This is a genomic window from Pseudomonas fluorescens (assembly GCF_000968015.1).
In the GTDB taxonomy this organism is placed as follows: Bacteria; Pseudomonadota; Gammaproteobacteria; order Pseudomonadales; family Pseudomonadaceae; genus Aquipseudomonas; species Aquipseudomonas fluorescens_W.
The window spans coordinates 44,169-67,149 of record NZ_LACH01000039.1 but is presented as its reverse complement, the minus strand read 5'-3'; the positions used below and the strand labels follow the sequence as shown (position 1 = coordinate 67,149).

The 22,981-nt window shown below is 52.6% G+C and carries 16 protein-coding genes and 1 pseudogene; 7 read left to right on the top strand and 10 right to left on the bottom strand.

Going from position 1 to position 22,981, the window contains the following annotated elements:
- Window positions 1-80: 80 nt before the first annotated feature.
- Complete coding sequence (locus VD17_RS18075) at window positions 81-644, bottom strand: TetR/AcrR family transcriptional regulator (protein ID WP_221174440.1); 564 nt, start codon at window positions 642-644, stop codon at window positions 81-83.
- Between the two features lie 488 nt (window positions 645-1,132).
- On the opposite strand from VD17_RS18075, the pseudogene VD17_RS32650 reads away from it, so the two are divergent.
- The 4 genes and pseudogenes from VD17_RS32650 to VD17_RS18055 all read left to right on the top strand — a co-directional run bounded on the left by VD17_RS32650 (window position 1,133) and on the right by VD17_RS18055 (window position 4,673).
- Window positions 1,133-1,914 (top strand): annotated as a pseudogene (locus VD17_RS32650) (SDR family oxidoreductase).
- 131 nt (window positions 1,915-2,045) lie between these two features.
- Window positions 2,046-2,705, top strand: coding sequence for a hypothetical protein (locus VD17_RS18065; protein WP_185753177.1), 660 nt, complete (start codon window positions 2,046-2,048; stop codon window positions 2,703-2,705).
- 338 nt (window positions 2,706-3,043) lie between these two features.
- Entirely contained in the window at window positions 3,044-4,204 is a 1,161-nt protein-coding gene (locus tag VD17_RS18060) for a hypothetical protein (protein WP_046054962.1), read from the top strand.
- 121 nt (window positions 4,205-4,325) lie between these two features.
- Complete coding sequence (locus VD17_RS18055) at window positions 4,326-4,673, top strand: hypothetical protein (RefSeq protein ID WP_046054961.1); 348 nt, start codon at window positions 4,326-4,328, stop codon at window positions 4,671-4,673.
- Window positions 4,674-4,916: 243 nt separating this feature from the next.
- Here VD17_RS18055 and VD17_RS18050 read toward each other — a convergent pair whose 3' ends face one another.
- From VD17_RS18050 to VD17_RS18040, 3 genes are all read right to left on the bottom strand, one after another.
- Window positions 4,917-5,690 carry a hypothetical protein gene (locus VD17_RS18050; protein WP_046054960.1) on the bottom strand — a complete coding sequence of 258 codons (774 nt, stop codon included), beginning with the start codon at window positions 5,688-5,690 and terminating at the stop codon, window positions 4,917-4,919.
- The gene (locus VD17_RS18045) at window positions 5,687-6,583 is read right to left on the bottom strand and encodes a TIR domain-containing protein (protein WP_052962707.1); all 897 of its coding nucleotides are present in this window, start codon (window positions 6,581-6,583) and stop codon (window positions 5,687-5,689) included. Before VD17_RS18045 ends, VD17_RS18050 begins: the two co-directional genes overlap by 4 nt.
- Window positions 6,584-6,906: 323 nt before the next feature.
- Complete coding sequence (locus tag VD17_RS18040) at window positions 6,907-7,587, bottom strand: nitroreductase family protein (protein WP_080932027.1); 681 nt, start codon at window positions 7,585-7,587, stop codon at window positions 6,907-6,909.
- Between the two features lie 267 nt (window positions 7,588-7,854).
- Between VD17_RS18040 and VD17_RS18035 the strand changes: the two genes are divergently transcribed.
- The 3 genes from VD17_RS18035 to VD17_RS18025 all read left to right on the top strand — a co-directional run bounded on the left by VD17_RS18035 (window position 7,855) and on the right by VD17_RS18025 (window position 16,176).
- A complete protein-coding gene (locus tag VD17_RS18035; RefSeq protein ID WP_185753176.1) occupies window positions 7,855-12,204 on the top strand; it encodes an ATP-binding protein in 4,350 nt (1,449 codons plus the stop codon).
- 188 nt (window positions 12,205-12,392) lie between these two features.
- Entirely contained in the window at window positions 12,393-13,613 is a 1,221-nt protein-coding gene (locus tag VD17_RS31240; RefSeq protein ID WP_052962706.1) for a hypothetical protein, read from the top strand.
- Between the two features lie 367 nt (window positions 13,614-13,980).
- Window positions 13,981-16,176: a KAP family NTPase gene (locus tag VD17_RS18025; protein WP_185753175.1), complete on the top strand. Its 2,196-nt coding sequence runs from the start codon at window positions 13,981-13,983 to the stop codon at window positions 16,174-16,176.
- A gap of 292 nt (window positions 16,177-16,468) precedes the next feature.
- Here VD17_RS18025 and VD17_RS18020 read toward each other — a convergent pair whose 3' ends face one another.
- From VD17_RS18020 to VD17_RS17990, 6 genes are all read right to left on the bottom strand, one after another.
- Window positions 16,469-17,443, bottom strand: coding sequence for a hypothetical protein (locus VD17_RS18020; protein WP_185753174.1), 975 nt, complete (start codon window positions 17,441-17,443; stop codon window positions 16,469-16,471).
- Window position 17,444: 1 nt separating this feature from the next.
- Window positions 17,445-19,640 (bottom strand): AAA family ATPase, encoded by a 2,196-nt coding sequence (locus VD17_RS18015; RefSeq protein ID WP_046054957.1) that lies wholly within the window; start codon window positions 19,638-19,640, stop codon window positions 17,445-17,447.
- A gap of 344 nt (window positions 19,641-19,984) precedes the next feature.
- Window positions 19,985-20,401 carry a hypothetical protein gene (locus VD17_RS31235; RefSeq protein ID WP_052962705.1) on the bottom strand — a complete coding sequence of 139 codons (417 nt, stop codon included), beginning with the start codon at window positions 20,399-20,401 and terminating at the stop codon, window positions 19,985-19,987.
- Window positions 20,402-20,715: 314 nt separating this feature from the next.
- Window positions 20,716-21,603 carry a ketopantoate reductase family protein gene (locus VD17_RS18000; RefSeq protein WP_080932026.1) on the bottom strand — a complete coding sequence of 296 codons (888 nt, stop codon included), beginning with the start codon at window positions 21,601-21,603 and terminating at the stop codon, window positions 20,716-20,718.
- A 537-nt stretch (window positions 21,604-22,140) separates the two neighbouring features.
- Window positions 22,141-22,332 carry an MbcA/ParS/Xre antitoxin family protein gene (locus VD17_RS17995; protein WP_046054955.1) on the bottom strand — a complete coding sequence of 64 codons (192 nt, stop codon included), beginning with the start codon at window positions 22,330-22,332 and terminating at the stop codon, window positions 22,141-22,143.
- A gap of 36 nt (window positions 22,333-22,368) precedes the next feature.
- The gene (locus tag VD17_RS17990) at window positions 22,369-22,887 is read right to left on the bottom strand and encodes a hypothetical protein (RefSeq protein ID WP_046054954.1); all 519 of its coding nucleotides are present in this window, start codon (window positions 22,885-22,887) and stop codon (window positions 22,369-22,371) included.
- Window positions 22,888-22,981 lie beyond the last annotated feature (94 nt).

Here is a 22,981-nt window from a genome sequence, read left to right as displayed (position 1 = left end):
AGCCTATAGAGGTAAGCAAAGGGCAGGTTGAACACCCGCACTGGCAGGATCGCGATCTGATACCCCAAGCGCTAAACCGATCATGCTGCCTTTGCTTTGACACGTTTGATTTTAGGACCTGATGACAGTTCAAGTAGACGTGTCTTTGTCGATTCAAGGATGAGATTGGAAAGCTCCGGATCATCGACAATTCGCGACATTGTGACGGCCCCAATCATGGACGAAAGCGTAAAAATCGCATCAGCCTTTGCCGACTCAGGATCTTTGTAACGGCTACGTTTAGCCATGAGTTCGATCAAACCCTCAAACCCCGATGACGCGGCGCGACGAGTATCTGCGTCTGCGCGTGCCAGTTCGCTACCCATGGCAACCAAAGGGCAACCGCCCAAACGATCGTCACGATATTCCGCAGAAAGAAAGTCTTGGATGTGCTGCAAGAACGTCTCATCGCCGCCATCAACGGCGATTTCCGCGGCACCCACCAGTTCTTCCATACTCACAGCACAGGCTTCGGCAACGAGTTGCTCTTTCGACTCAAAATGGCGATAAAAACCGCCATGCGTCAGTCCTGCTGCGGCCATTATTTCTGACACACCGGTGGCATTGATGCCGTTGCATTTGAACACTTGGGACGCGACGTTCACGATCCGCTTCCGTGTTTCTGCCGTCTCTGCTTTCGATTTCCTCATTTCAACAGTCTCTCCTATCAACCTGGCGCTGCGGCTCCGCGCGGCAGCAACAGACCATAATGATTAAAGCTTATCAAATTAATCTAATCCACACACTTAAAACGGACATTCGGTCTCATCTCATCATCTATATGCGTTTTGTCGGATCTCCGATGACCAGCAAGACTGAGTGCCGATAGCGCTTGCACTGCCATTCGACACGATTCGCTGCTACCACCTCTAGCTTGATCACCTATGCGCGGCTGTCGAGAGCTACGACGCGATTGTCATTTAATCGATTTTCGGGAAGGTGTAACCCGTGCTTGCCGGATTATCCAAATCCCTTGCCGCAAGAATGATTTCCCCACAGCAACATCGCTGCTCCGCTTCTAGCAGATTTGGAAGGCGATGATTGCAACATTGGGCGCGCATCCGTGCGTTGGTTACTCGACAGGAGATACGAAATGAAACTGAAAAACAAAGTGGCTTTCATCACGGGTGTTACATCGGGTATCGGTTTGGAAACGGCCAAGCTTTTTCGAGCTGAAGGCGCAGAGGTGGTGATCGTCCGCTCTAACGCTGATCGACTGGAGGCAGCAGGTCGTGAACTGGATGGCCAAGCAACGCTTATCCAGGCTGATGTGCGCAAAGTGGCGGACATTGAACGTGCAGTCGAAGAAGCGCGTTTAAAATTCGGCCATATCGATATCGTATTTGCCAATGCGGCGCCAGCACAGTTGCTCCGTTGGAGGCGATTACTCCAGAGTACGTCGAAGACAACCTGGCTTTAAATTTCAACGGCACTTTTTTCACGATCCAAAAAACCGCTCCGCTCATTCCTGCTGGCGGCAGCATCATCGTAACCACGTCCTTCCTGAACACCATAGGCATGCCCGGGTTGTCGATTCTCGCCGCTACAAAAGCGGCAGCACGTTCACTGGTACGTACCCTGGGTGCCGAACTCGCTCCTCGTGGTATTCGCGTCAATGCAATCAGCCCGGGTGCGATCGCCACGCCGTTTTACGGCAAGATGGGATTGAGCGAGGAACAACTGGGTGACGTTGCTGCTGGCTTGCAACAAAAGATCGCGCTGAAGCGGTTTGGTGAAGCGTCAGAACTGGCTAAAAGCGCGTTGTATCATATGCTGTGTCTGGCCATGCGACGGAGCACTTTGGGGGAGGGGTCTCCCAGCGAGACGAGACGGCAGATTTTGACTTCGGCGGGTTGGTCGTTCCAGGAGTTATGAACCAGGGCGCGTTTCTACCGAATTGGCCCGAACAGAAGGTTGGGATGGCCCGCTTTAGGCCTCCATTTTTTGAAATCAGATGATATTGGTTGTGTATTGAGGGGTGTATGAGAAGGCGGAAAGAACAATCGTTGATTGATGCTTTTTTCAACTATTTGAACAGGGTGGCTGTCGACAATGGGCGAGCGGTAACCCGATGTTCGATGGACGGTCAGGACTCAATTCTTGGTGCAGATTACATTTTCACCAATAGCACGAGATTTGTTCTGGTCGAATTTAAGTATGAAAAAATCCACCTGAAGGACGAGTGCAAAAAGAATCGACGCCTGCATTTGTGCCAAGCGCTGGACACGGCGGAGCTGTGGCGCCAATTGAGTTTGGAATGCCATTTTGTCGCCTGGTCGGAAATGCACGAGCAAAGGATTTTGAACTTCAATCAGTATTATCCAGAAATCTGTAATTGTGAGATTTTTGGCATGAGCAGTGGGCTTCATTGGGACGTTCCGGACCTTGAAACACGGGTAAGGGCGGAGTTGTTAGCTAAAGCATTTCTACAAGGGACAGTAGGTGCAGAGTTCGACGCTTTCGAGCAGTACACCAACTGGCTGCTTGAACTTGAAGGACAGGAGGGCGGTGATATCGAACTGCTGATCGATAACCCAGATAGCAATACGTTAGAGTTTTTAGAATTCCAGTCGGTAGGAGGGCTGAAACAATGGTTGGATCACACAACGCTTGCCCCACCACCGCCTCGGCCTAAGCCGAAGCCTTATAGAGGCTTTGGCCCGTGATCAACTGACCAGTCCGTTGAATTGCGGATAGTTTGATGTGTGCCCCTGGAGTCCGAAGGTGAGAAATTCAATGGCATGAACACATGGTGAGTCTGGGGGTGTTCGATAACGTCGCGATTGATCAAGAACAGTCGACAGTGTGGCGTACAGCTTCCCGCATGAACGCTGTCGGCACGATTGCTTCACCGGACGCAAGCGCGCCCGAGAGCCTACCCACACCGGCTTGACGTTCAACTGCATCATCATTCGTTTCCGGCGTGGGTCGTCATGTTTTCAATCAACAGGGACTTGGCCCTGTTTCTCCACTAAGTCTTCCCTTTACACCGACGGGGTTATTCGTGCCAATCACTGCATTCTCAGCGTCACGCGAAATCGAACTGGATGTTAACCAATTGTTGGAAGACCTGGCACAGCGTACACAGCAACCAACTCCAGGCAAGTCCACACCCATTCCGGATGATTGGAAAACCTTCATTTGGGATGATATTGAATGCCCCGCGTGTTTTTGCCGCGGCGCTGAGGTGGTGAGAGCCTCAAATTCCAAAGAGACAGGTCAGGAGATCCGCCAAGCCTATTTTCGTTTTCAAAAAAGCAGCGGTGCTGATGGCCACCACCCATTTTGCGACTTTGCCGGCAACGTTCCTGCGGACCACATACCAGAAAACCTGGTTCAGTTTTCGTCAGCTAAAGACGGTGTCTCCAAGGCGATCCGCGAACTAGTTTGTCGAGGGATTCAGCTGGGCGTTTTAGGGCAGCGTGACATTCGTGCGATGCGAGAGTGGTATTTCCAAAGGAAAGTGACCTCGCGCTTTGTTGTCATCCTGGATCCTCGTGCTCCCAAATGGATCGAATCACTTCAAAGAATGCGCGCGGGCCCCTGGAATAAAGCTTCCGAAGCCATCGTTTTGAGCAAGGCAATCATCGAAATTCCTGGATTCGATCTAGCCACTACAGCGCGAGAAGCGGTAACGCGTCGACATCATGCACTGTTGGATGCGCTTCTGGAAAAGCGTGTCTGGATGCATGGAACCGCGCCAAGAATTGAGAAACTGGCGGTTGAGTATCAAGGTAAGGCAGTTTTCGATCCGTCATCGTTACAGCATGAATATCAACGCGCCCAAGTCTTGGCGACGTTCATCTGCAGGAATTACGCTCCAGTAGCTTCGGCCACATCGAAAAGCGATGCAGGCGTATCCGTGAAGGGGGCTCGACCGCTCCTGGCATTCTCATCGCTGCTTCTATTTATTTCAGAATGGGATTTGAACCGGGCGAGCAACCTGTTTGCCAAGATTGCGTCAGACGTGTCCGCTGTGGATTTGAGTTTAGGCAACGTAATCGGCCTGAACCCCTTTCACGATTTCGAGGCATGGTCTGCGCTCAAGCTTCTCCAAGGACTGATGCCATTTGACTCGGAAATATTTGACGCAAAAGCTGAGGTTGAACGCTGGATAGGGGAAACGAAAAGTACGTACGGTGCTCTTAGTCAAGATTCAAACTGATGCCGATTCGTCTCGTGCTGTTTGAACGATCAGGTTAAGCAAGGCAAGCCCACGTGAATTCATTTCCGTCTGGCGATAGCCCATTTGCGGTCGCGACTGGACGCAGGCGATTGGGGTGAAAATGCGCAGTGAACTCGAGTTTCAAGTCTGGCGATTGGTACAAAAACTCTTCGATGCGCCTGCATTCGAGCGGTTGATTCAAGAGGCAGTCGACAGCTACAAGAGTGCACCTGGCCTGGATCCTCTCGTGCGGCTGCATGCTTCGCATATAGGGTTACTGGGCGCCCAGATTTTACGAAAAGTGCTGCGTCATCACGACGCCGACGTGGGACTCACTGACAATTACGTGGAAATAAGATCTCGTTTGAAAACGCACATTGCTTACCATCTGCAGTGGCACCTTATGAAAAACGGTCATGCCATTGATGAAATGAAAGAGGACCACTTGAGTAAGGATCTGGGTCTTTGATCACAATCACTTGAAGCAGGGCGAGCATTGAGCGGTTTCCACGCATGGCGTTCGACAACATGGACGGCCAACTTCAAACCCGAGCAATCATTCGAATCGCTCCTGAATATCAGGAGCGATTTGGGCCCGGTCATTTCAACGGGTCGTATGTGATCAATGTCTTCGGTTCCAGAAAAGCACTCATGCCCCATTTGCCCATTTCGCGCCCAAGGCCTGAGTGCTCGATCCGGCACAGCGATGTAATTAACGCTCCGATACCGAAAATCCAGTCAGCTTCGGAGGCAAATTATTTAATTTTGAGAAGGAAATAGTACCCACTTTCCCAGTAGGCCAACCGTCCCGCATTTTCTGTGAAACATGAACCGCATTGACCCCTGAACTCAGCTTGGTCGCCTCCCAAACGCAGGTGCCAATCGCTTTTGCCTGCATGAAGTCGCGCGTACCTACCAGTGTGACAATTGCGTGGCTCATCGAAAGACCAGCCCCAATGTTTAGCGCAGGCAGCCTGAATCGGTTGCTCAACAGTTCGTTGACGATGCCGCGAGAAGTGGTCACGCAATCCGAAGCAGCTCGGTAGGCATCCTTGACAGTTTGTCCGCGATCGTCGGTGTCCACCTTGAATAAGATCAAGGCGCCATCGCCAAGGTATTCGGTCACATGGCCTCCCTTAAGCAGTGCAGTTGTCGCGAGCGCTGGGAGGAGGGCAGAGGTTTCGTAGTACACCCGCTGAAAGCCATCTTCTATGCCCTCAAAGCGCTGAAGATTCTGCAGTCTGTCTGTGGAGTTACGCATGTCGACAACCATGGCCACGAACTCCGTAGCCTCGGGTTTGCCATAATCGACGAAGGGATGCCCAGGGATGTTGCTCGCTGTGGCCGAGTCCATCACAGGAATGCCCCGGCTCTCCATGCCGTAGTTCTCCAACATCACCTGCCTAACCTTGCCCCAAGTCTTGATAGCTTGATCAAGTCCGGCGATTGCCGCGTCACGCACTTTTTTCTGTTCGTCGGCATTCATTGAATCAACGTCCTGAAATGACTTTTGATTTGCTCCCAAATAGCGAGTTCTTCAGGTTTCGTCATCTCACTCGGGTAGTAAATGATCGTTAGGCCGCCAAGGTCACTGGGGAGCTTTACATTCTTGCCTTTCGGCACCATCAAAATTGTTCGTTTGCGTCCCAGGCGTCCCATGAACAGGCCCAATTCAAAAAGGACATTGTCTCTCGGCACCATGGCTTGCTGGTCTCGCGAGTGCACGATGTCATCAGCCTGAGCAATCGCAATAGCAAAGTCGGCGCGTTCCAACTCATCTTCGAGGTCATCCAGGGGGTAGCTTGAGATCTGGAAGACATCAGCAGAAGGCCAGGGCGCATACTCAAACTGGTTGTCGTGAAGAAAGTAAGCCGTCCCACCCAACGCGACCTTGAGTGCCTCTGCCGACGAGATGGCGAAAATACGATGCTTAGGATTCGGCTTGGCAATATTGGCGTTGCGTATCACCAATCGTTTGGCCAGCTCTTGAGCCAGGGCGTTGGCGGCGGTCGGAAAGTCTCTTAAGAACTGCTTGAAGATGGATTTGGTGATCTTTAACGCGACTACGTCATCCAGGGCCGTGACGGTTGTCGATCGGTTGGTGACCTGGAGCGCTGCCAGTTCGCCGATATGATTTCCGGCCGCATACGATTCCACAATGACGCGCTTACCGATGCTGATTCTTACCTTGCCGGTGAGCAGGAAATAGACGTCGGTTGCGGTATCTCCGAGCGTGATCAGGTCGTTGCCAGGCGAGAAATGTTCAAGTACGCCATTGGTTTGCAGAAACGTTGCCCGATCAAGTTCTCTTTCAACCAAGGCTTGGGTGAGGAGCAAGTCGACGACCTCAGAGTCGTCTGATTTTAGCCTTTCAAACATGTTTTTCATCCTTGTACGATTTCATCGCCTGATGGTCAGTCACAAAAAGCATTGGATCATGAGCGTGGTACCTCGTCATTCCAAGCTAATGTTTGAAGCGCTGTGTTGATGCCCCGTTTGGTGCTGTCGCACCTAATCTCCTGGTGGTTCTTCATCCGGTACCCGCCCACCACCTGCAGCCCAGTACCTTTTTCTCGACACGATATTGCTCAAACAGTAACGACTTACATCGAGCCTTTCCTATTCGAGAGCGGCTAGTCGTTGAGTTGAATCTGATAGGGGGCAGTGTGCGCTGGGAGGTTACGGGCGGTACCTCAACGTATTCACATACTTGTCCAAAAACCTGCTCCGATACCCACTTCACTTGGGCTTTCGGCTACTTCAGACGCCGCTTTGGTGACTGAAAATCCGTCTCTGAAAATGAATTCAGATTTTGGGATTGCGCTAGGTTTTGGCCAGGGCGCCTTGGTGCCTTTGCCAACCACGAGCAAAATGGAGATCAGGTTATCTTCCGGCAAGCTGATGATTTTGGCCACTTCGTCCGCATCAAAGCCGATCAGTACGCAGGAGTCATAGCCCATCGCCGTGGACGCGAGCAGCAGCGTTTGAGCAAGGAAAGTTGCAGAGCGAATCGCCTCATCGCGTTGCAGTTGCTCACGTCCTTCATAGAAGGATCTCGTCATTGGAACTATGACATCCCGAACGTTGGCAGGTGCTTTTTCCCAGTATCGGGACGGGTCTTTATCCCACGCTTTGATGTCTGCGCAGATGACGTAGAGCAGCGATGCATCTGTCACCTGCTCTTGGTCAAAAGCTGCGACACGGATTTTTGCGCGAATGGCTGGGTCTTTCACATCCACCAAGCGCCAATGCTGTGCGTTGAAGGATGATGGTGATTCGAGTGCCAGATCGATCAACAGATTCCCTTCTTCGGGAGAGAGGCGGTGTGTTGGATCATAGTGCTTGACTGAACGGCGTTCGCGAATCGTTTGAAACGTATCCATGACGGGCTCCTGGAGGGACAATATTGGCATCCGCGTATTGGCTTGCGGCATCCATATGGCTTAAACTAGTCATCTATAATCTTGCAAATGGATGTTGCCGATGACGCTTCGGAGCCTAATCCGGAGAGGGCCTGAGGCGCGCGACGCTTACACCGCATAGCTAAGAGAATGGGAAGTGCCTGAGGCTGTAATAACGCCTACAACTTTGCAGACACCGCTTGAAAAATGGATTACAAAAGCGCTACTTCGTCCCTCGGCGCTTTCCTCATGAGCTCAACCACCACGCGATCCTCACGCATCAAACGCTCCTTTGGCCCCCTCTCTCAAGAAAAAGCCTTAGATCTTGAGAGTCTGATGGAGCGCGACCAGCTTGGCTTTGCTTCAGCCATCGACTGGAATGAGCTGCTGAAGTCGATGCGTGTTTTGATTGTCTCTGAGGCCGGAACAGGCAAAACGTTCGAGTGCCAGGCTCAACATCGGCTGCTCTGGGAGCGAGGCGAGCCGGCGTTTTTCCTGGAATTATCAGTTCTGGCGGTGTCACCGTTTGTGGATCTCCTGTCCCGCGAAGAAGAAACCCGACTTCATGCTTGGCAGACCAGCCAGTCGGACGTCGCGACATTTTTTTTGGACTCGATTGACGAGCTTCAGCTCACGCTGGGTACTTTCAAGCAGGCATTGAACAAGCTGAGCAAAGAGTTCCAAGGGAATCTGGAGAGGGTACGTGTCGTCGTTACGACTCGGCCGATTCCCGTGGATCAGCATCTCATCCGTCAATATTTCCCGTACCAGGGCAGCCCCGAAGTGGCGGATGCGCCAAGCGCCGAACGATTTGCTGAGATCGCATCAGGCCAAGGTAAGCAGACAGAGTCGACAGATGAAGAAGAGAGCGCAGCAGAGCTTCTCGTCGTCAGGTTACTACCACTTTCTGACTCGCAAATTCGAGAGATGGCCGCCACTCGGCACGTGACGGATATCGATAATTTTGTCGCTTCAATTCGCAATAAAAATGCTCAGGATTTTGCCAGGCGTCCGCAAGACCTGATCGAGCTCTGCGCTGACTGGCGGGCCTCAAAAAGCATCCGAACCCACCGGGAGCAGGTTCAGCAGAACGTCGAGGTGAAACTAAAAGCACGCACGGGTCGTTCTGAACTTGGTGAAATATCGCCTGAGCGTGCATTGGAGGGCGCTAGCCGACTTGCTCTCGCAGCGCTCCTGGCTCGTAAGTTGACGATTCGTCACAACACGGAATCCGATTTAGAGGCCAACCCGCAGTCAATTGCATTAGACCCTGGGCGCGTACTGAGCGACTGGAGCGCCAAAGAAATTCAGACACTTTTGGAGCGCAGCATTTTTGGGTTTGCGAGCTATGGCCGCGTTCGGTTTCACCACCGATCAGTGGTTGAGTACCTGGCGGCTTATCGTCTCGCAGATCGCTTATCCAAAGGCATGTCGATCAAGGCCGTGAAGCGCCTGTTGTTCGCTGAGACAGCGCAGACGATCAAAATTATCAAACCATCCATGCGACCAATAGCCGGGTGGTTAGCACATTCAAGCTCCAGCATTTTCGAAGAAGTCCGAAATCGAGAGCCGGAAGTTCTGCTCTCTGAGGGTGATCCAGAATCTCTAAGCCCGAGACAGCGAGTTGAGGCGCTTCGAGCATTTGTCTCTCGGTTCGGCGATGGGGGCTGGCGCGGGCTGAAAATACCGTCGCTACAGATCAGCCGTTTCGCTTCGCTAGATTTATCTTCAACCGTCAAGGAGATGCTGGAACGGAGGATTGAGAATCCGGAAGTTCGGCAGTTGCTACTTCAGCTCGTTGCGTACGCAGGTATGCATGAGTGCAGTGACCACGTGTTTGCGATCGCCATGGATCCTTCTGTTGAAGACGACGAACGCCTGACAGCGATCGATGCCCTCGTGCAGTTGGCTGATCCTCAGTTATCAACGCTCGTGCAAGAGATGCAGGCACACTCTGAACGCTGGCCAGAACGGCTCATTCGTGGAGCCGTAATCGAGCTTTTCCCTGTCTATGTGGGGCCCGAAGTGCTGGTGCAATTGCTAGCCAGCCTACCGGTGCCGACGAATCCGGAAAGAGGGCGAATGGGCTATTTGACACGAACGATACAGGACGCCAGCCTCAGCGACGATGAACTCCGGCGGCTGTTTGATGCGATCTCGGCACTGCTCGATGAAAGCGTGGCTTGGTCAGAAGAAAAACACCACATCTACGTGTCCCGTCCTGATCTGATTCCAATGCTTGCGATTACAGGCCTGCGGCTCTCTACCTTGGGGCAGGGTACTCAAGAGGTGGTCGAAGGACTCGTTCTCGCCATGGCGTTAGCCTCATCGCTTCATCTTCGTGGCGAGTACTTCAAAACGATCGGATCGCTGTTTGCCAGTGCTCCCTCGCAAATAAGAGCGCTTGTTTTTTCCTGCGAAGACAACCTGCGGCAACGACTGAAATTTCAAAACGATCCGTGGCAGCGGCTATTCGCCTTGAATTCGTTTGGTGCCATATACCTCAATCACGCTCAGGACTCGGCCTGGATTCTTGAAGCCCTATCTGATAGCACGCGAGCTCTCGACAAGCGCCAACTGATGTTAGAAGCGTCCATTCGATACGCAGCTGACCCCACTCTGGAATGGGCGAACCATGTAGAAACGCTGAGACCCAGGGTAGGTGACAACTCGATACTGTTGGCACAGATAGATGAAGCATTACTGCCACGACCGAAATCGGTACAAGAAATGACGTTTGAGGCGCGCGATGCGCAACGCAAGCGCGCTGCAGAACAACGTGCCGAAGTCGACCGTCAGTACTGGATAGACTTTTGGCAGCGACTGATCAACGATCCAGAGGAGGTGTTGGACTCCTCTATCGGCGCGCGTACGTTGAAAGAGCTGTGGGACCTCATGGAGAGAGCCTCTGGATCAAACCAGACGTCTGGCTGGGACAGACGTTTTCTGGAACAGCACTTTGGCACCTCGGTTACCAATCATTTGCACGCCAGGATGCGTACGCTATGGCCGACACAATGTCCGACCTTACCCATGGATCGACCGCAAGACGAAGTCCAAGTTGTTCAGGTTCGTTGGCAACTTGGACTGACGGCGTTGTGGGCGGATGCCGAAGATCCGAATTGGGCAGTAAGAATCAGCGAAGCACAGGCACGAATTGCTGCACATTATATTCCACTGGAATATCAGGGCTGTCCCGGCTGGATAGAGCAACTCGCACACTCGTTTCCTGATGTCGTCCAGAGCATTATTCGCGTGCAGTTGCGGTGGGAGCTCGATAGAACTGCCGATCTTGGTGATTATCCCTGGTCATTAAACGTCATCAAAAACTCATCGACTGGTGTCACTCAGCTCTTCATTCCTGATTTGCAAATCTGGTTGAGCACCTATACACAGCCAACCGAGACCGACGACAGTGGTCTTGGTGTTTGGGGGCGGCCAAAGACGGTCTTGACGATACTCATGGACCACAGCATCGGCAACGACCGAGACGTGCTTCGCGCTACTGTTTTGGAAAAACTGCAGTTGGCCACCGTACCAGTGTTCGTTCACCTGTGGCTGTCTGCACTTTTCGCCTTGGACCCTGAAGCGGCTACCCTCGAATTGACACGACTTCTTCTACAAATAGTCCCGGCGGCCGAGGGACCCGGGGTCGACTTTTTTTCCAGTGTGTTTGGAGGCCGATGGAGCGGATGGCCTTTTGATCTGGGTTTCGAGCGTTTCACCATCAGTCAACGCGTACGGTTATTGAGACTTGCCTATCAGCATGTCCGTCCCAGCGATGATTTGCGGAGAGAGGGGTCGTACACGCCTACACCGCGAGACGATGCGCAGCAGGCGCGTAATACGCTCCTAAGTGCTGTGCTCACGCTAACAGGCCCCGAGGCCTGGGCCGCTAAAATGGAATTGGTGGTCGATCCGCTCTTTGCGCATTTCAGAGACAGGCTTGCACTCTTGGCCAAGCAGAAGGCAGCGGAGGAAATGGACAAGGCTGAGATGACTGAGGACGAAATTTCGCTTTTGGATAACATCGGCGAAACCCCTCCCAAGACGCGAGATGAAATGTTTGCCTTGATGCAGGACAGGTTGGACGATATTGATGATCTCCTGCTGCAGGATGCGTCGCCGCGTGAAGCTTGGGCGAATATCACTCTCGAAAAACTCATGCGCAGGGAAATTGCGCGGCGGTTGAAGGACACTGCGAACGGGCTTTACACCATTGATCAAGAGGGCGCGACCGCCGACGAAAAGGAGACGGACATCCGAATGCGTTCAACGTCTGGCCAGGAAGCGACTATTGAGTTAAAGGTCGGTGAACAAGGCTGGTCCGGTGCAGTGTTGCGGAGCACGTTGCGCGATCAGCTGTTAACCAAATACATGGCAGCTGACCGTTGCAAAACCGGTTGTCTGATGGTCACCGTGGCGTCTTCGCGTCAATGGCAGCACCCCGACACACACGCCATGATGAACCTTGAGCAATTGAGAACCTTGCTGGAGGAAGAAGCCGATAAAATTATGGAAGAAATGGGGCACGAAGTCAGGATTCTTGTGAAGGTCCTGGATCTTCGATCGCGACTAGGTACGGGATCGATCACATAAACCAGGGAAGAATAGAGTCTTTCTCATCACCGGGTGTACTGGCGCCACACCTTAAGCGCGACACTAAGGGGGAGGCCTACTTCGAGACACGCGTGTTCAGCTAATTAAAGCGAAAAAAGCAGAATGCCCTCGACGAAGGTAACGTTATGACAGAATGTGCAAATTGACCCCATTCACCAGGGATAGGTATGAGTTTTTTCGATCGTCTGTTCGCATTTCGCCAGAACGATGTACGCTCGCCTTTCGAGGATTTTCTCACTGAGCTGCTAGCCGAATGGCTGCGTCAGGTGACCCTGTCTGGCAGAATCACCGAGGTGCTGACCGGCTTATTCAAGCTGAAACCGGGTCAGTTAGGTAACCAAGTCGACCTTAATGACCTCGTCTGGGAAACGCAGCATGTCATTGGCCCCGGACACCGGGCAACAGGGAAACGACCGGACCTTATCGGGCGCGGCCAGGATTTTTTCCTAATCGTCGAGAACAAGATTGCAGCCGGCTTCACTCAGTACCAAGACACTTTGGGTGATGCCGATCAACTATCCCTATACGAATCTTACAGAGAGGATCGGACAGAGCCCTACGGCGGTCTTGTCCTGATTACACACTCTACACTGCCGCCCGCCCAGTGGAACCGTGAGACGATCTACTGGCGTAGCGTTGAACGTTACCTGCGAGCATTCGCGGGCAACTGCCCGACTGTAAAGCCCACCGCGTTGGACTATCTGACCCAGCAATTGGCTTCGTTCCTTGGAGAGAATGGCATGAGCGGCACCCGCATCGCACTTGAAGACATTACCGCCTATCCCGCCTACCAACGGCTCATTGATGGACTATTTGGGCTTGGCAGAATCGCCGATAACCGCCTGAAAGTCTCACTCCAGAAAGTGGATTTGCAACAGCTTAAAGCTCCGCACGGGGCTGGCATCGGCTACTTTGCCGCGCCCGAGTTCTTTGGTTGGGCGTTAAGTAACGGTGGCAATAAACTGCATGAAGCCTATCTTACGCTTTGGAGCGGGATCGTAGCAGGCGAGATTTATGACCACGTAAAACCCGCTACTGCTGGCATTCCAGACCTTTCAGTCGGTATCGGAGCATGGTGCGTCGAACCCATCACCGAAGAAGATGTGACCTTCCTAAATGAGCTACTCGGCAACTTGAACCTCCGCTCTGCAATACGGTGGGAGTTAAATCTCTACCCGCGCACAGGAAATGGCCCTGTGATCTTGCTGTCAGCCCGACGCTCACTGGTCGACGTGCATGTCCAAGCTGTCGGCGGCGACCTAGACGATATTGCTGGCGAGTTCTTCCTTATCCACTGTTCGGCATTGCTCCAAGAGCTTTCAATGAAGTTACCCGAAAGCAGCAAAAGCGTTGACCAACACCTCTTTGATCTGACCACTGCTAAATAACTCGGGTATTCAGGCTAGCCGAGTTTAATACCGATGAATCGGCTCGCATTTCCTAAGCAAAACTGAATGTCTGCTTCGGGCCGTCCTCTGCCTGTCTTCACTACAGATTGTGCTAGCCAAAACGAATACAAACGATTGGTCAGCACAGATTCAATTGAACGGTCAGCGACAATGCAAAAGGATGGTCACGTCCATGCATTTCCACACCTGACGAATGCCTGCTGTGACGGACACTGGCCTGCACGTTCCGCCTTTCACGCACTAAGAGCTGGAAATTGCTGGCACCAGCGGCTTAAGCCATCTTCAATACTCAGAACGCAGTGCGGACGCTCTCACGACCTGAAGGCGACCGATGTTTCTCTCGATAATGGAATTTGCCCAACGTATGGAAAGCATCAATCACACGGCCCGCCAAGACCGAGCCATTGAAGACTCCCAGGCCGATGCTTTGGAGCGCAAGCCTTTCGTCGCCAGTCTCGTGAGAACTCTGGTGCATACGGAGCTCGATGCTGACGGCAAGGTCACCACTCGAAGGGCGACAGGTTTCGTCGTTGGCCTCACGGGGGAGTGGGGGCTGGGTAAGTCCAGTGTGCTCAACATGCTAAGCGAAGAGTTCCGAACGATGGACGAAGTCGTCGTGGCGACGTTGAACCCCTGGCTATTCAAGGGGCGAGACGAACTCATGCAGGCGTACTTCAACAGCCTCAGGGATGCACTGGGCCAAAGTACAAGTGAGAAGGCGAAAGCGCTTCAGGGACAGCTGGAACGTTATAAAACCGCCATCGAGGTGGCGGGATCAACCGCCGCGGGGATCGTCGACATCTTTATTGGAGGAGGGGTGACCACGGTCTTCTGGAAGAGATGGATCGTCCAAGGATTGAAGGGCCTTTTGAAGCCAAAGGATCTTTCAGTAAACCAAGAGCGAAAAGCATTGGAGACGAAGCTCGGACAAGAGAATGTGGCTGTGGTTGTGTTGATTGACGAGCTTGACCGCGTAGAGGATGAAGAGGTGCGCGCGGTGGCCCAACTCGTCAAAGCAGTGGGAGATATCAAGGGTATTTCTTACCTTGTGGCTTACGATCCAGAGCGCGTGACTCAAGCCCTAGGAAGGGGAGATAGCGCAGAGGATAGACGACGGACGGGGGAAAGCTATTTGGAAAAAATCATCCAATTCGCCATTCCGCTGCGACCTCTATTCAATGACGATGCAAGGGCATTACTGCAAGTATCGTTGCGCAACAATGGAGTTGTCCTGCCAGTAGCCACTGCGCGGCACCAGACCGAAATATTCGATGAGCTGCTTCGTGTCGTTCGCACGCCGCGTGAAATTAAGCGGCTGATTGGCGCGTTCTCGGTGCTGGAGGAAATGCTGCGTGACGAAATCTGCCCCTACGATCTCCTCGGATACTGCTGGCTAGTGGCGAAGTCGCCAGGCTTGCGCCAGCTGATCGCAGACAACGTGCAGGAATTAGTCGATGATCCAGGTCTTGAGGAGCTTAGCCGGCGAATGGCCTATCGCAGAGAGAGCGATGACTCTGCGGAGACGTTAGTCGGAATTCTAGGCAACGTTGCCAGCGCTCATCTGGCGATCATTTCTCTCATGTTTCCGCGCTTTCAAGCTGATCGTCAGCTGTCCGAAGATCATTCAGATGGCAACAGAATTGCTAAACGTAGAAATCTCATCCGGTTGCTCTACCTTGGCAACCCTCCCGGGACGTTGTCCAGGAGGGATATAGAGGCGCTTTGGTCGCTTGAAGACCCCGCCACTTTGGCCCATGAGCTGCGTCAGCTCATCCAGGGAGATCGGATCGACGATTTACTGGATCGAATCGAAGATCTATTGCCCGCGCTGCCACGTTCCGGCGACTGCAATTTTTGGGTGGCCATGTCTCACGCGCTAACCCGCACTCATGACTGGATCACCGACCAAGACTCAACGGGAAGGTTGGTTGATGATTCGAGCACATTGCTTTGGCGACTAGCGCGAGCAGTGCCAGATGGCCGTCGTCACGTTAGAGCTGTCGTCGAGTCGCTGATACAGGCGGGGGATTTGTTGATCGCCCCCTGGATCCTCCGCAAGCACTTGTTTGCCCACGGGCTGACGCCATACCCTGTACAAAGCAATAACGACGAGATCTACAACCAGAGTGAGACTGTCGCTCTTCAGCAACGGGAAATTCCCCGCTACCGCGCGGCAGTGGTTGATGGAATTGTTTTGCGACGACTGCCGGATACCGAGACGTTTTATTGCTTGATTAACAGCAGGCAGTGGGATGAAACCCTGAGGTCAAGTCTGACTTCCCAGCTGAATAGTTGGGAAGCGGTCAGTACCTTTGCCGCCCTGATCACTCCTCCAGGCGTAAGAACGTCTCGCAGCAATCTTGAAGAGATGTTGGACTTAGAGATTTTTTCACCTGTGATCGCAGCTATGCTCAATGACAATAGATCGGCTGGAATTGAATGGCTCACAACCTCGGTCCGTCGTCTCGCGGCGATGATGGACGGACGTGACCCAGATCATGGACCATCCGACGATGTCGATCAGGATTTGGCAGACGGTTGAGAGCGAGTGGGAGCGTTTGGGTGAAGACCTTTGTTTTCCACGACGGAGTCATCGTGAGGAGGGCACCAGAAAGATTGGCGCTGTCTCGCGTATCGCGTGCGTGGATGCAAAGGTGTTGCCAGATCCAGTCATATCGGATTGAGACGGCAAAGCGCTTTGATTGGCGCCTTGAATTCGGTATGGGAGGCCAGGAGCTGATCGGTGGTGTTGCTCATACGGGTCTCCCCGAGTCGACACCACCATAATTCGCGCTCACGACCGAGTTCAACTTTTGTGAGGTCGCTCACCTGCATTAGGTGTCTTCATCGATTTCGTCCTCATCGGATGGATGCGGCATAAAACTGTTCATTGCAACGGGCTGAGCGTTCGATGCAACCCGATCTCTGAGTGCGGCGACAAATTCATCTACAAAGGCTTCCACCATCGCCGTGTGTCTCTTTGACGGATTATGGTAGGTCCGGAGAATACGAACGCGCTCCAAAGCCTCATCAAGGCATTCTTGGCTGCCACCTACTCGCATGTCTTTTTCAAGCGACTGAACGATCGATTGGGCATGCGTTCGAAGTTCGTTTAGCCGTTCCGTGCGATCCTTCACGAGATAAAGCCTATTTAGGGCAAAGACGTTGATCGCCGCCAAGCCTCTGGCCTGCGTCCGGTCGTCAGTGGGCCGAGGGAGTACGACGCTATAGTGCCCCTCTCGCGACCATTCAAAATAAGGTGCGGGGTTCTCAGCGGTGGGATCAATAAGCAAAGCCTGTTCCGCGTCAAGATCCGAAGCCGTATAGGTAGCACGCAGCCCCTGGATGGGGAACTGGTTTGCCTTTCCATAAGCTGTTCTAGCAGTAGTAGCCTGAAGCTTTAAAACATCAGCAACCGTTGCATGTTGCGCAACAAGGTGGTTGTACCTGCTCTGATTGCAGTGCTTGCAGGATGCGAGAAGGTTGGTCCAGGAATGGGTTAACCACCAATATCCATCGTGTGTACCATCTTCGGTAATCCCACCCTTGGGCCGAAAATGCTCAATGTCTACATCGTCAGAAAGGTAACCCTCACAGTAGGCACACTTATTGTTGAACAGACGACGTAACGTGGTGGTTACATCCCCAGCACTATACTCAGTGAATGTATAGCTTGTGAGCTTCTCTCCGGCCACCCTCGCTGATGCGGTGTAGTACCGCAACGCCGCTTCTTTTTCTCTTCTTACGGCATCGCTTGGATCTTTCAATGAAGAGGGTTCTGGCACCGAACTACGATCTATAAAGCGCATTTTAGCCTTCCCATTCTTCGGTAAGCGCCTTAATGACCGCATCGACGGCCTCTTCCCGAAGCTCGGGAAGCACATCGCCTTTTTTGGCCTCTCGTTGCTCAAGATATTTCATGAGAGCCTCCTGGACGACCTGTTCGCTGACGCTGTCGCCTAGGACCAATCGATTGATCAACTCTTCTGTTTCCTTCGCCGGCGCGACTTCCAAGTTTCCCTCAGGCGATCTCCGGACGACGTCCCCTGCTAACCGAGCAAACTCAATGGAGGTAGAGGGATCAGTTGTGCTGTTAAGGCCAAAGTAATCTGAGGTAAAAAGCTGTTCAGCGGTCATGCTCTTAAAGCTTGGTAAATCTTCCACGGGCTTGATAAAGCTATCCGAATCCCGGCGCAATACGATCACTTCCGGATCATCCATGCCGCGAAGACACAACGGATCATGTGTCGTAACGATAAACTGAACACGCGGAAATACCCGCCGTAGCGCAGTCATCACCTGCATTTTCCATCGAGGGTGCAGATGGGTCTCCAACTCGTCAATCAGTACAACGGCTTGGGCCTGTTCAATGTCGTCCCAGTGGTCCAACAACTCCCGGATGATATCGACGGTCATGACGAAGACGGAACGGTAGCCCTCGCTGAGCGAGTTGATCGTCGTAGTACGGCCATTGGCACGTACCGCCAGGTCATCGCCATAACGTATCAACTCATCCTTTTCATCCAGAGCAAGTACGATTCGCAGCGCGGCGGCAATCGTATTGAATGTTGAGCCGGTCTGTTCTGCAAGCCAGGCGCCGGGGTAGGGGATTGTTGCTAAGGGATTGAACAGCGTTCTGACGCGCGCCGCAGCCCCGTCGGGCAAATGTTGCTTCTTGTAATCAAAAAAACGTCGAGGACCATAGCCAATAACTACTGTTGCAGGGCTATCAGAGCCTCGGATCTCACGCAGCTCGGGCGCGTAGCTAAACGACGCCACGTGCTCTGAGTAGTGAAAACCGATACTCACATCGACCAGTCTGTTTTCAAGCTGATCATGGCGGCTGGTGTCGACGCTGTGCACGAGGTCGGGAATATATTTTCGAAGCTTTGCAGCTTCCTTGCGACCTATAAGCGCAAGGGCAATTGCGCACAAGACGCTGGATTTTCCAGTGGAGTTCTCGCCCAGAATCATCAGTGAGGGCCATCCGGTGCTAGCCCGCCGGCTGGAGGCCATCGTGAGGGTGAGGTTTTCGAGCGCTTTGAAATTTGAGATCTTTATCGTCGAGATCTCACCTTCCTTCATTTTGGGTTGGTAGACATCGTCGAGTCCGTCATCTTCCGTGATATCGAACTTAGGGGGAGACGTGAGCACTCGCTGAGCCTCGCGTTGAAGCTCATCCAGCACACCCGGCAACTGCATCCGTTCTTGTTCAGAAGCTCTCGTCCAAGCATCGATAAAGCCTCGACTGAGGCTGGAGCCGTTCCCTCGTATGGGGGGGCCGTTAAATGACCACGCCTTGGAAATTTTCTTGATAACACTTAGCAGAGCGCCCAAATGTTCTGAATCAGGATCAAGCATCACGCTCAGAGGGGCTTCCTTACCTTCGAAAACCAGCGAGTCAAAGAACTCCTGAATGCGCAGCCTGCGGGCAGACACCAATTCGTCTCGATTTAGACCGAAGACTTCGATGGTTGCCAACCCTTTTTTTGAGTTCCCAACGACTAGGCCGTTGGAATGAAAGTCGAGGTCTTTACTGGGCTCATCATAGGTAGGATCGAGCAGTAACGGCACTTCGTATTTTTGAACGTCCTCAAAAGATGCCAGATAGGGAGCCCTGACGCCGACGACCGGAAACTGATCCAGCTTGGCTTTTGCGCAATATTCACAGGTGTAAAACAAGTTACGCCATTCAAATGCTAGCCAGAGGTAATAATCTGAATTCACCTTCGTCGAGTCGTAGACCGAACGTAAAGGGCGCATGTGCAGGACACGACCGTAGGACACTGTACGTGTCTCACAGAACGCGCACTTATTCTGAAACAAGCGCCGCAGGTCGTTAATCAAGGATGTGTCAAAGAACAGCTCCTCGTTCAAATTGTCTCGACGCTGCAAGCGATCCCTTTGATCTCGACGCAGATACGCAAGAATCTTTGCTTTTTCTTCGTGTACGCGGGGCGAAGTCAGGAATTCGGGGGGCGAAACGGGTCGCAAAACTTTGCGCATAAGCTGTCCCTGCTAGGTAAACATACGGTAGCTATTAGCTATCACTGCGTTCGATGATGCGATGGTACAACGCACGCAATGCATCGTCGAGATAGGCGGGTTGTTGTGAAATACGGGTGAAGAAAAGCGCTTTGCCCCGCAACGCATACTTCAGAAATCAATCGCACGAACCATCAAGGGCGGGGCGGCAGTTTCCCTAGGCCAATACTTCAATAAAATCGTGATACGCGCGGTGCAAATCAAGCGCACAAGGTAGAGGATCTCTTGTGTGCAGTATCTTCAAAGTTGCTCAACTGCCCCGTTGGCAACCCCAAGCGGAGTCAGACGGTTGCCGACGATTAGTTTTACTCAGCGAGCTCGATCCATTTCAACACGGGCGGATAATTGAAGGCATTGTGCGCGTAAGCCTGGAGTTCGGCAGGAATAGAGATACCGTAGCGCCGTAAGCGAAGGAGGACCGGAGCGTACATTGCATCCACGATGCCGAAAGAGCCGCATAGAAATTCGGTAGAGCCACTGCGCTCGAACAGAGAAGTCCAAATGCTGTAGATTCGCGCTATGTCCGTTTTGGTCTGTTGGGTGAGCGGATCAGGGGTGTCGCCAGTCGAAATGTGTGGCGTTACGCTTTTCACATCACCATGGAGTAGGGGACCTTGAACAGATCTCGCCAGCTGCAATTTTTGATGATAAATATTGGTTTCTGCCTGCTCGCCGCTTGTAGTGATTCTCAGGGCGAACTTGAGAAAAAAGTGGTGTTTCACGCAGCTTTATTTCCTGGCATAGGCGATGTCAAAACGTTGAGAGTGTCAGATCTGTCTACCACGAAACCCAAGACCTTCGAGGGTGTGTGTGGCACCGCATTCTACGATCTGGGAAATGGTCGCCGGCAACTGCCCAGCCGGTTCATCTTGTATGTGTCGCCCTTAAAGACAGTGGTCATGGAAGACGATTATATGATCGGGAACCAGCCGAGTTTTGCCTCGAGTTGGACGAAACTTTGCGCAGGGTGATGCCTTCCACTGGGTTGAGGTCATTGCGTACAGCTTTCGACCTCAAACGGGCCGGGCTGTCTTGATCAATTGAGCAAATAACCCGGTAACAAACCGAGCTTTTTCGCTCTCATACGAGCCAAAGCGTACACCGCACGCACACGTGGCATCGGTGCTCCGGCCAGGTCGGCGACAGAAACCAGAGTACCCAAAATAGCCTCGATTTCGACGGGTTTATACCCTTCGACGTCTTGCAGCATCGATGTCTTGACCGTTCCGAGCTTGCGAGTAATGGCAATGCGTTGCCGTGAATCAATCTCGGGTGAGATATTTAACCGATGTCCAAGCTCCAACACCTCATCCATCATTTCGATGAACAAATCGTTGAGCAGTGGATCATCGATCAACTCATCAGTAGAGCTGCCGACCAGGAGACTGACTGGATTGAAACACGCATTTCCGAGCAGCTTTAACCATATTTCCTCACGTATGTTTTCGCAGATGTGGGCATCAAAACCCGCATGGTGAAACATATTCGCGATGTCTGAAAGTCGCCTGCTGGTGTTCCCAGCAGGCTCTCCAAAAGCGATCTTGCTCCCGGACATATGCTTGATCACGCCAGGACTCAGAACCGTACACGACGGAAACACCACGCAACCGAGGACAGCGTCCGTAGGAAGATTTGCTTCGATCACGCCCTCAGGATCGACAGCCTTCAAACGCGTTCCTGATAACGCAGCAGAGGACTTTAAGAAGTACCACCAAGGCAACCCATTTATCGCGGGTATGATCACCGTATGCGGGCCGATCAGGGCCTTTGCGCTTTTGACGGCGATAGGTAATGAGGGTGCCTTGACGGCGAATATGACCAAGTCTTGAGTTCCAAGCTCCTCAGGCTCCGACGTCACTCGAAGTGGGGCGATCAAAAGATCATGACCCGTCTGCAGACGCAATCCATGCTCTCGTATACCCATTGTTCTGACGGCTTAGATCAGAAGCTGACTTCGCTTGATGTAGGGGATGGGTTGAAGGAGGAGGTGACTGATTTGCTCCTTCTGTGGAGGAGCTGTGATGCCTCTCTGAAAGTCCGACTGCGTCGCGTCAATCTTTAAAAAAACCGCCCTGCCAAAGTACGGCATAGAAGCAGGGCGGCCCACAGGGTAATCAAAATAACGCGTGATTTCAGGAGATGCCTCGATTTCTCGTGGCGAAAGTGAAATTAGCACCTATAGATGGTGTATGCAATCTAAATGGCGAAAATTTCTAGACCCGGATTTTTCACCCTCCATACCGGCCAGCCTCATCCAGACGGGATGAAAATTCATGCTTTGGGCGGCTGACCGGGCCACAAGGCGGGCGTGGGTATCGATGCTACCGAGGAGACATCGGTTCATACGCTCTTCCTCCCGTGTTGTTCGAGCAGCGTATCGCTGCTGTTTTGACAGAGGCCAAAGTCGAACATGTTGAGTCCTCTGGCATTGGCCGGTGAACTGGCCGATGGGTGTTCACGATCAGAAGGCGTACCCGTGGCGGATTCGCTCAAGCGCCTCTTTGGCCACTAGATATCCAGCTTCGCTGTGAGCGTGCTCCAGCGGGGTGAATCCACCGAATTCTGATTTCGGCTGATTCAGCCAATTCTCAGCCTTGGCTTTGTCGCCAAATACTTGCTCGGCATGAAGCTGAATCTGTTCAATAAAATTCATATCCGGCTCTCATGGATCGCGCTCACGACTTTCTCTTTACCGTGTCCCTGGCGTAGCCACAGGCGTGCTGGCGCAATATTCACGGAAAGCCGTGATGCCCCGTTTGATAATCAATATGGGTTTAATCATGTACCGGTAGGCGACGAACAGATTCAATGCGAGCCAGAGCATTTGATACAGAGAGCCATGAAAACCGCCGTGGTGCACGCTGTTTTGCCAGAAGCCGTAGGCGACGAAGATTGTAAAAATGGCGACCGCCAAAGGAAGAATACTGAGCCGCCCCATGGACACGATGACGAAGGGTGTCGTGACAACCGAGCGAACCGGTTCACCTTCGATTTGCATGGCCCAAATCCTGTTGACGTTATCTTTGCCAGGCTGGTACGTCACCCGAATGGGCTTTCCCACATCAATGTGCGCGTCCAGGACATCGGGAATTTCGAGAGACTCCAGTTTCTTACCGTCTATTTTCCAATAATGGTAGCTGACCATATCGCCTCCCAATCCTCTCGACTTTTCGTTCAGCCGGCCATCGACGATTTTCATTTCCTGCATTGAGAAGATCCCCTTGTGAGTAGTTGGGCGTGATATCAAAACGACGCCATCGACGGAATCCTAAGTAACTCTTAGTAAGCGGTCAAACAAAATC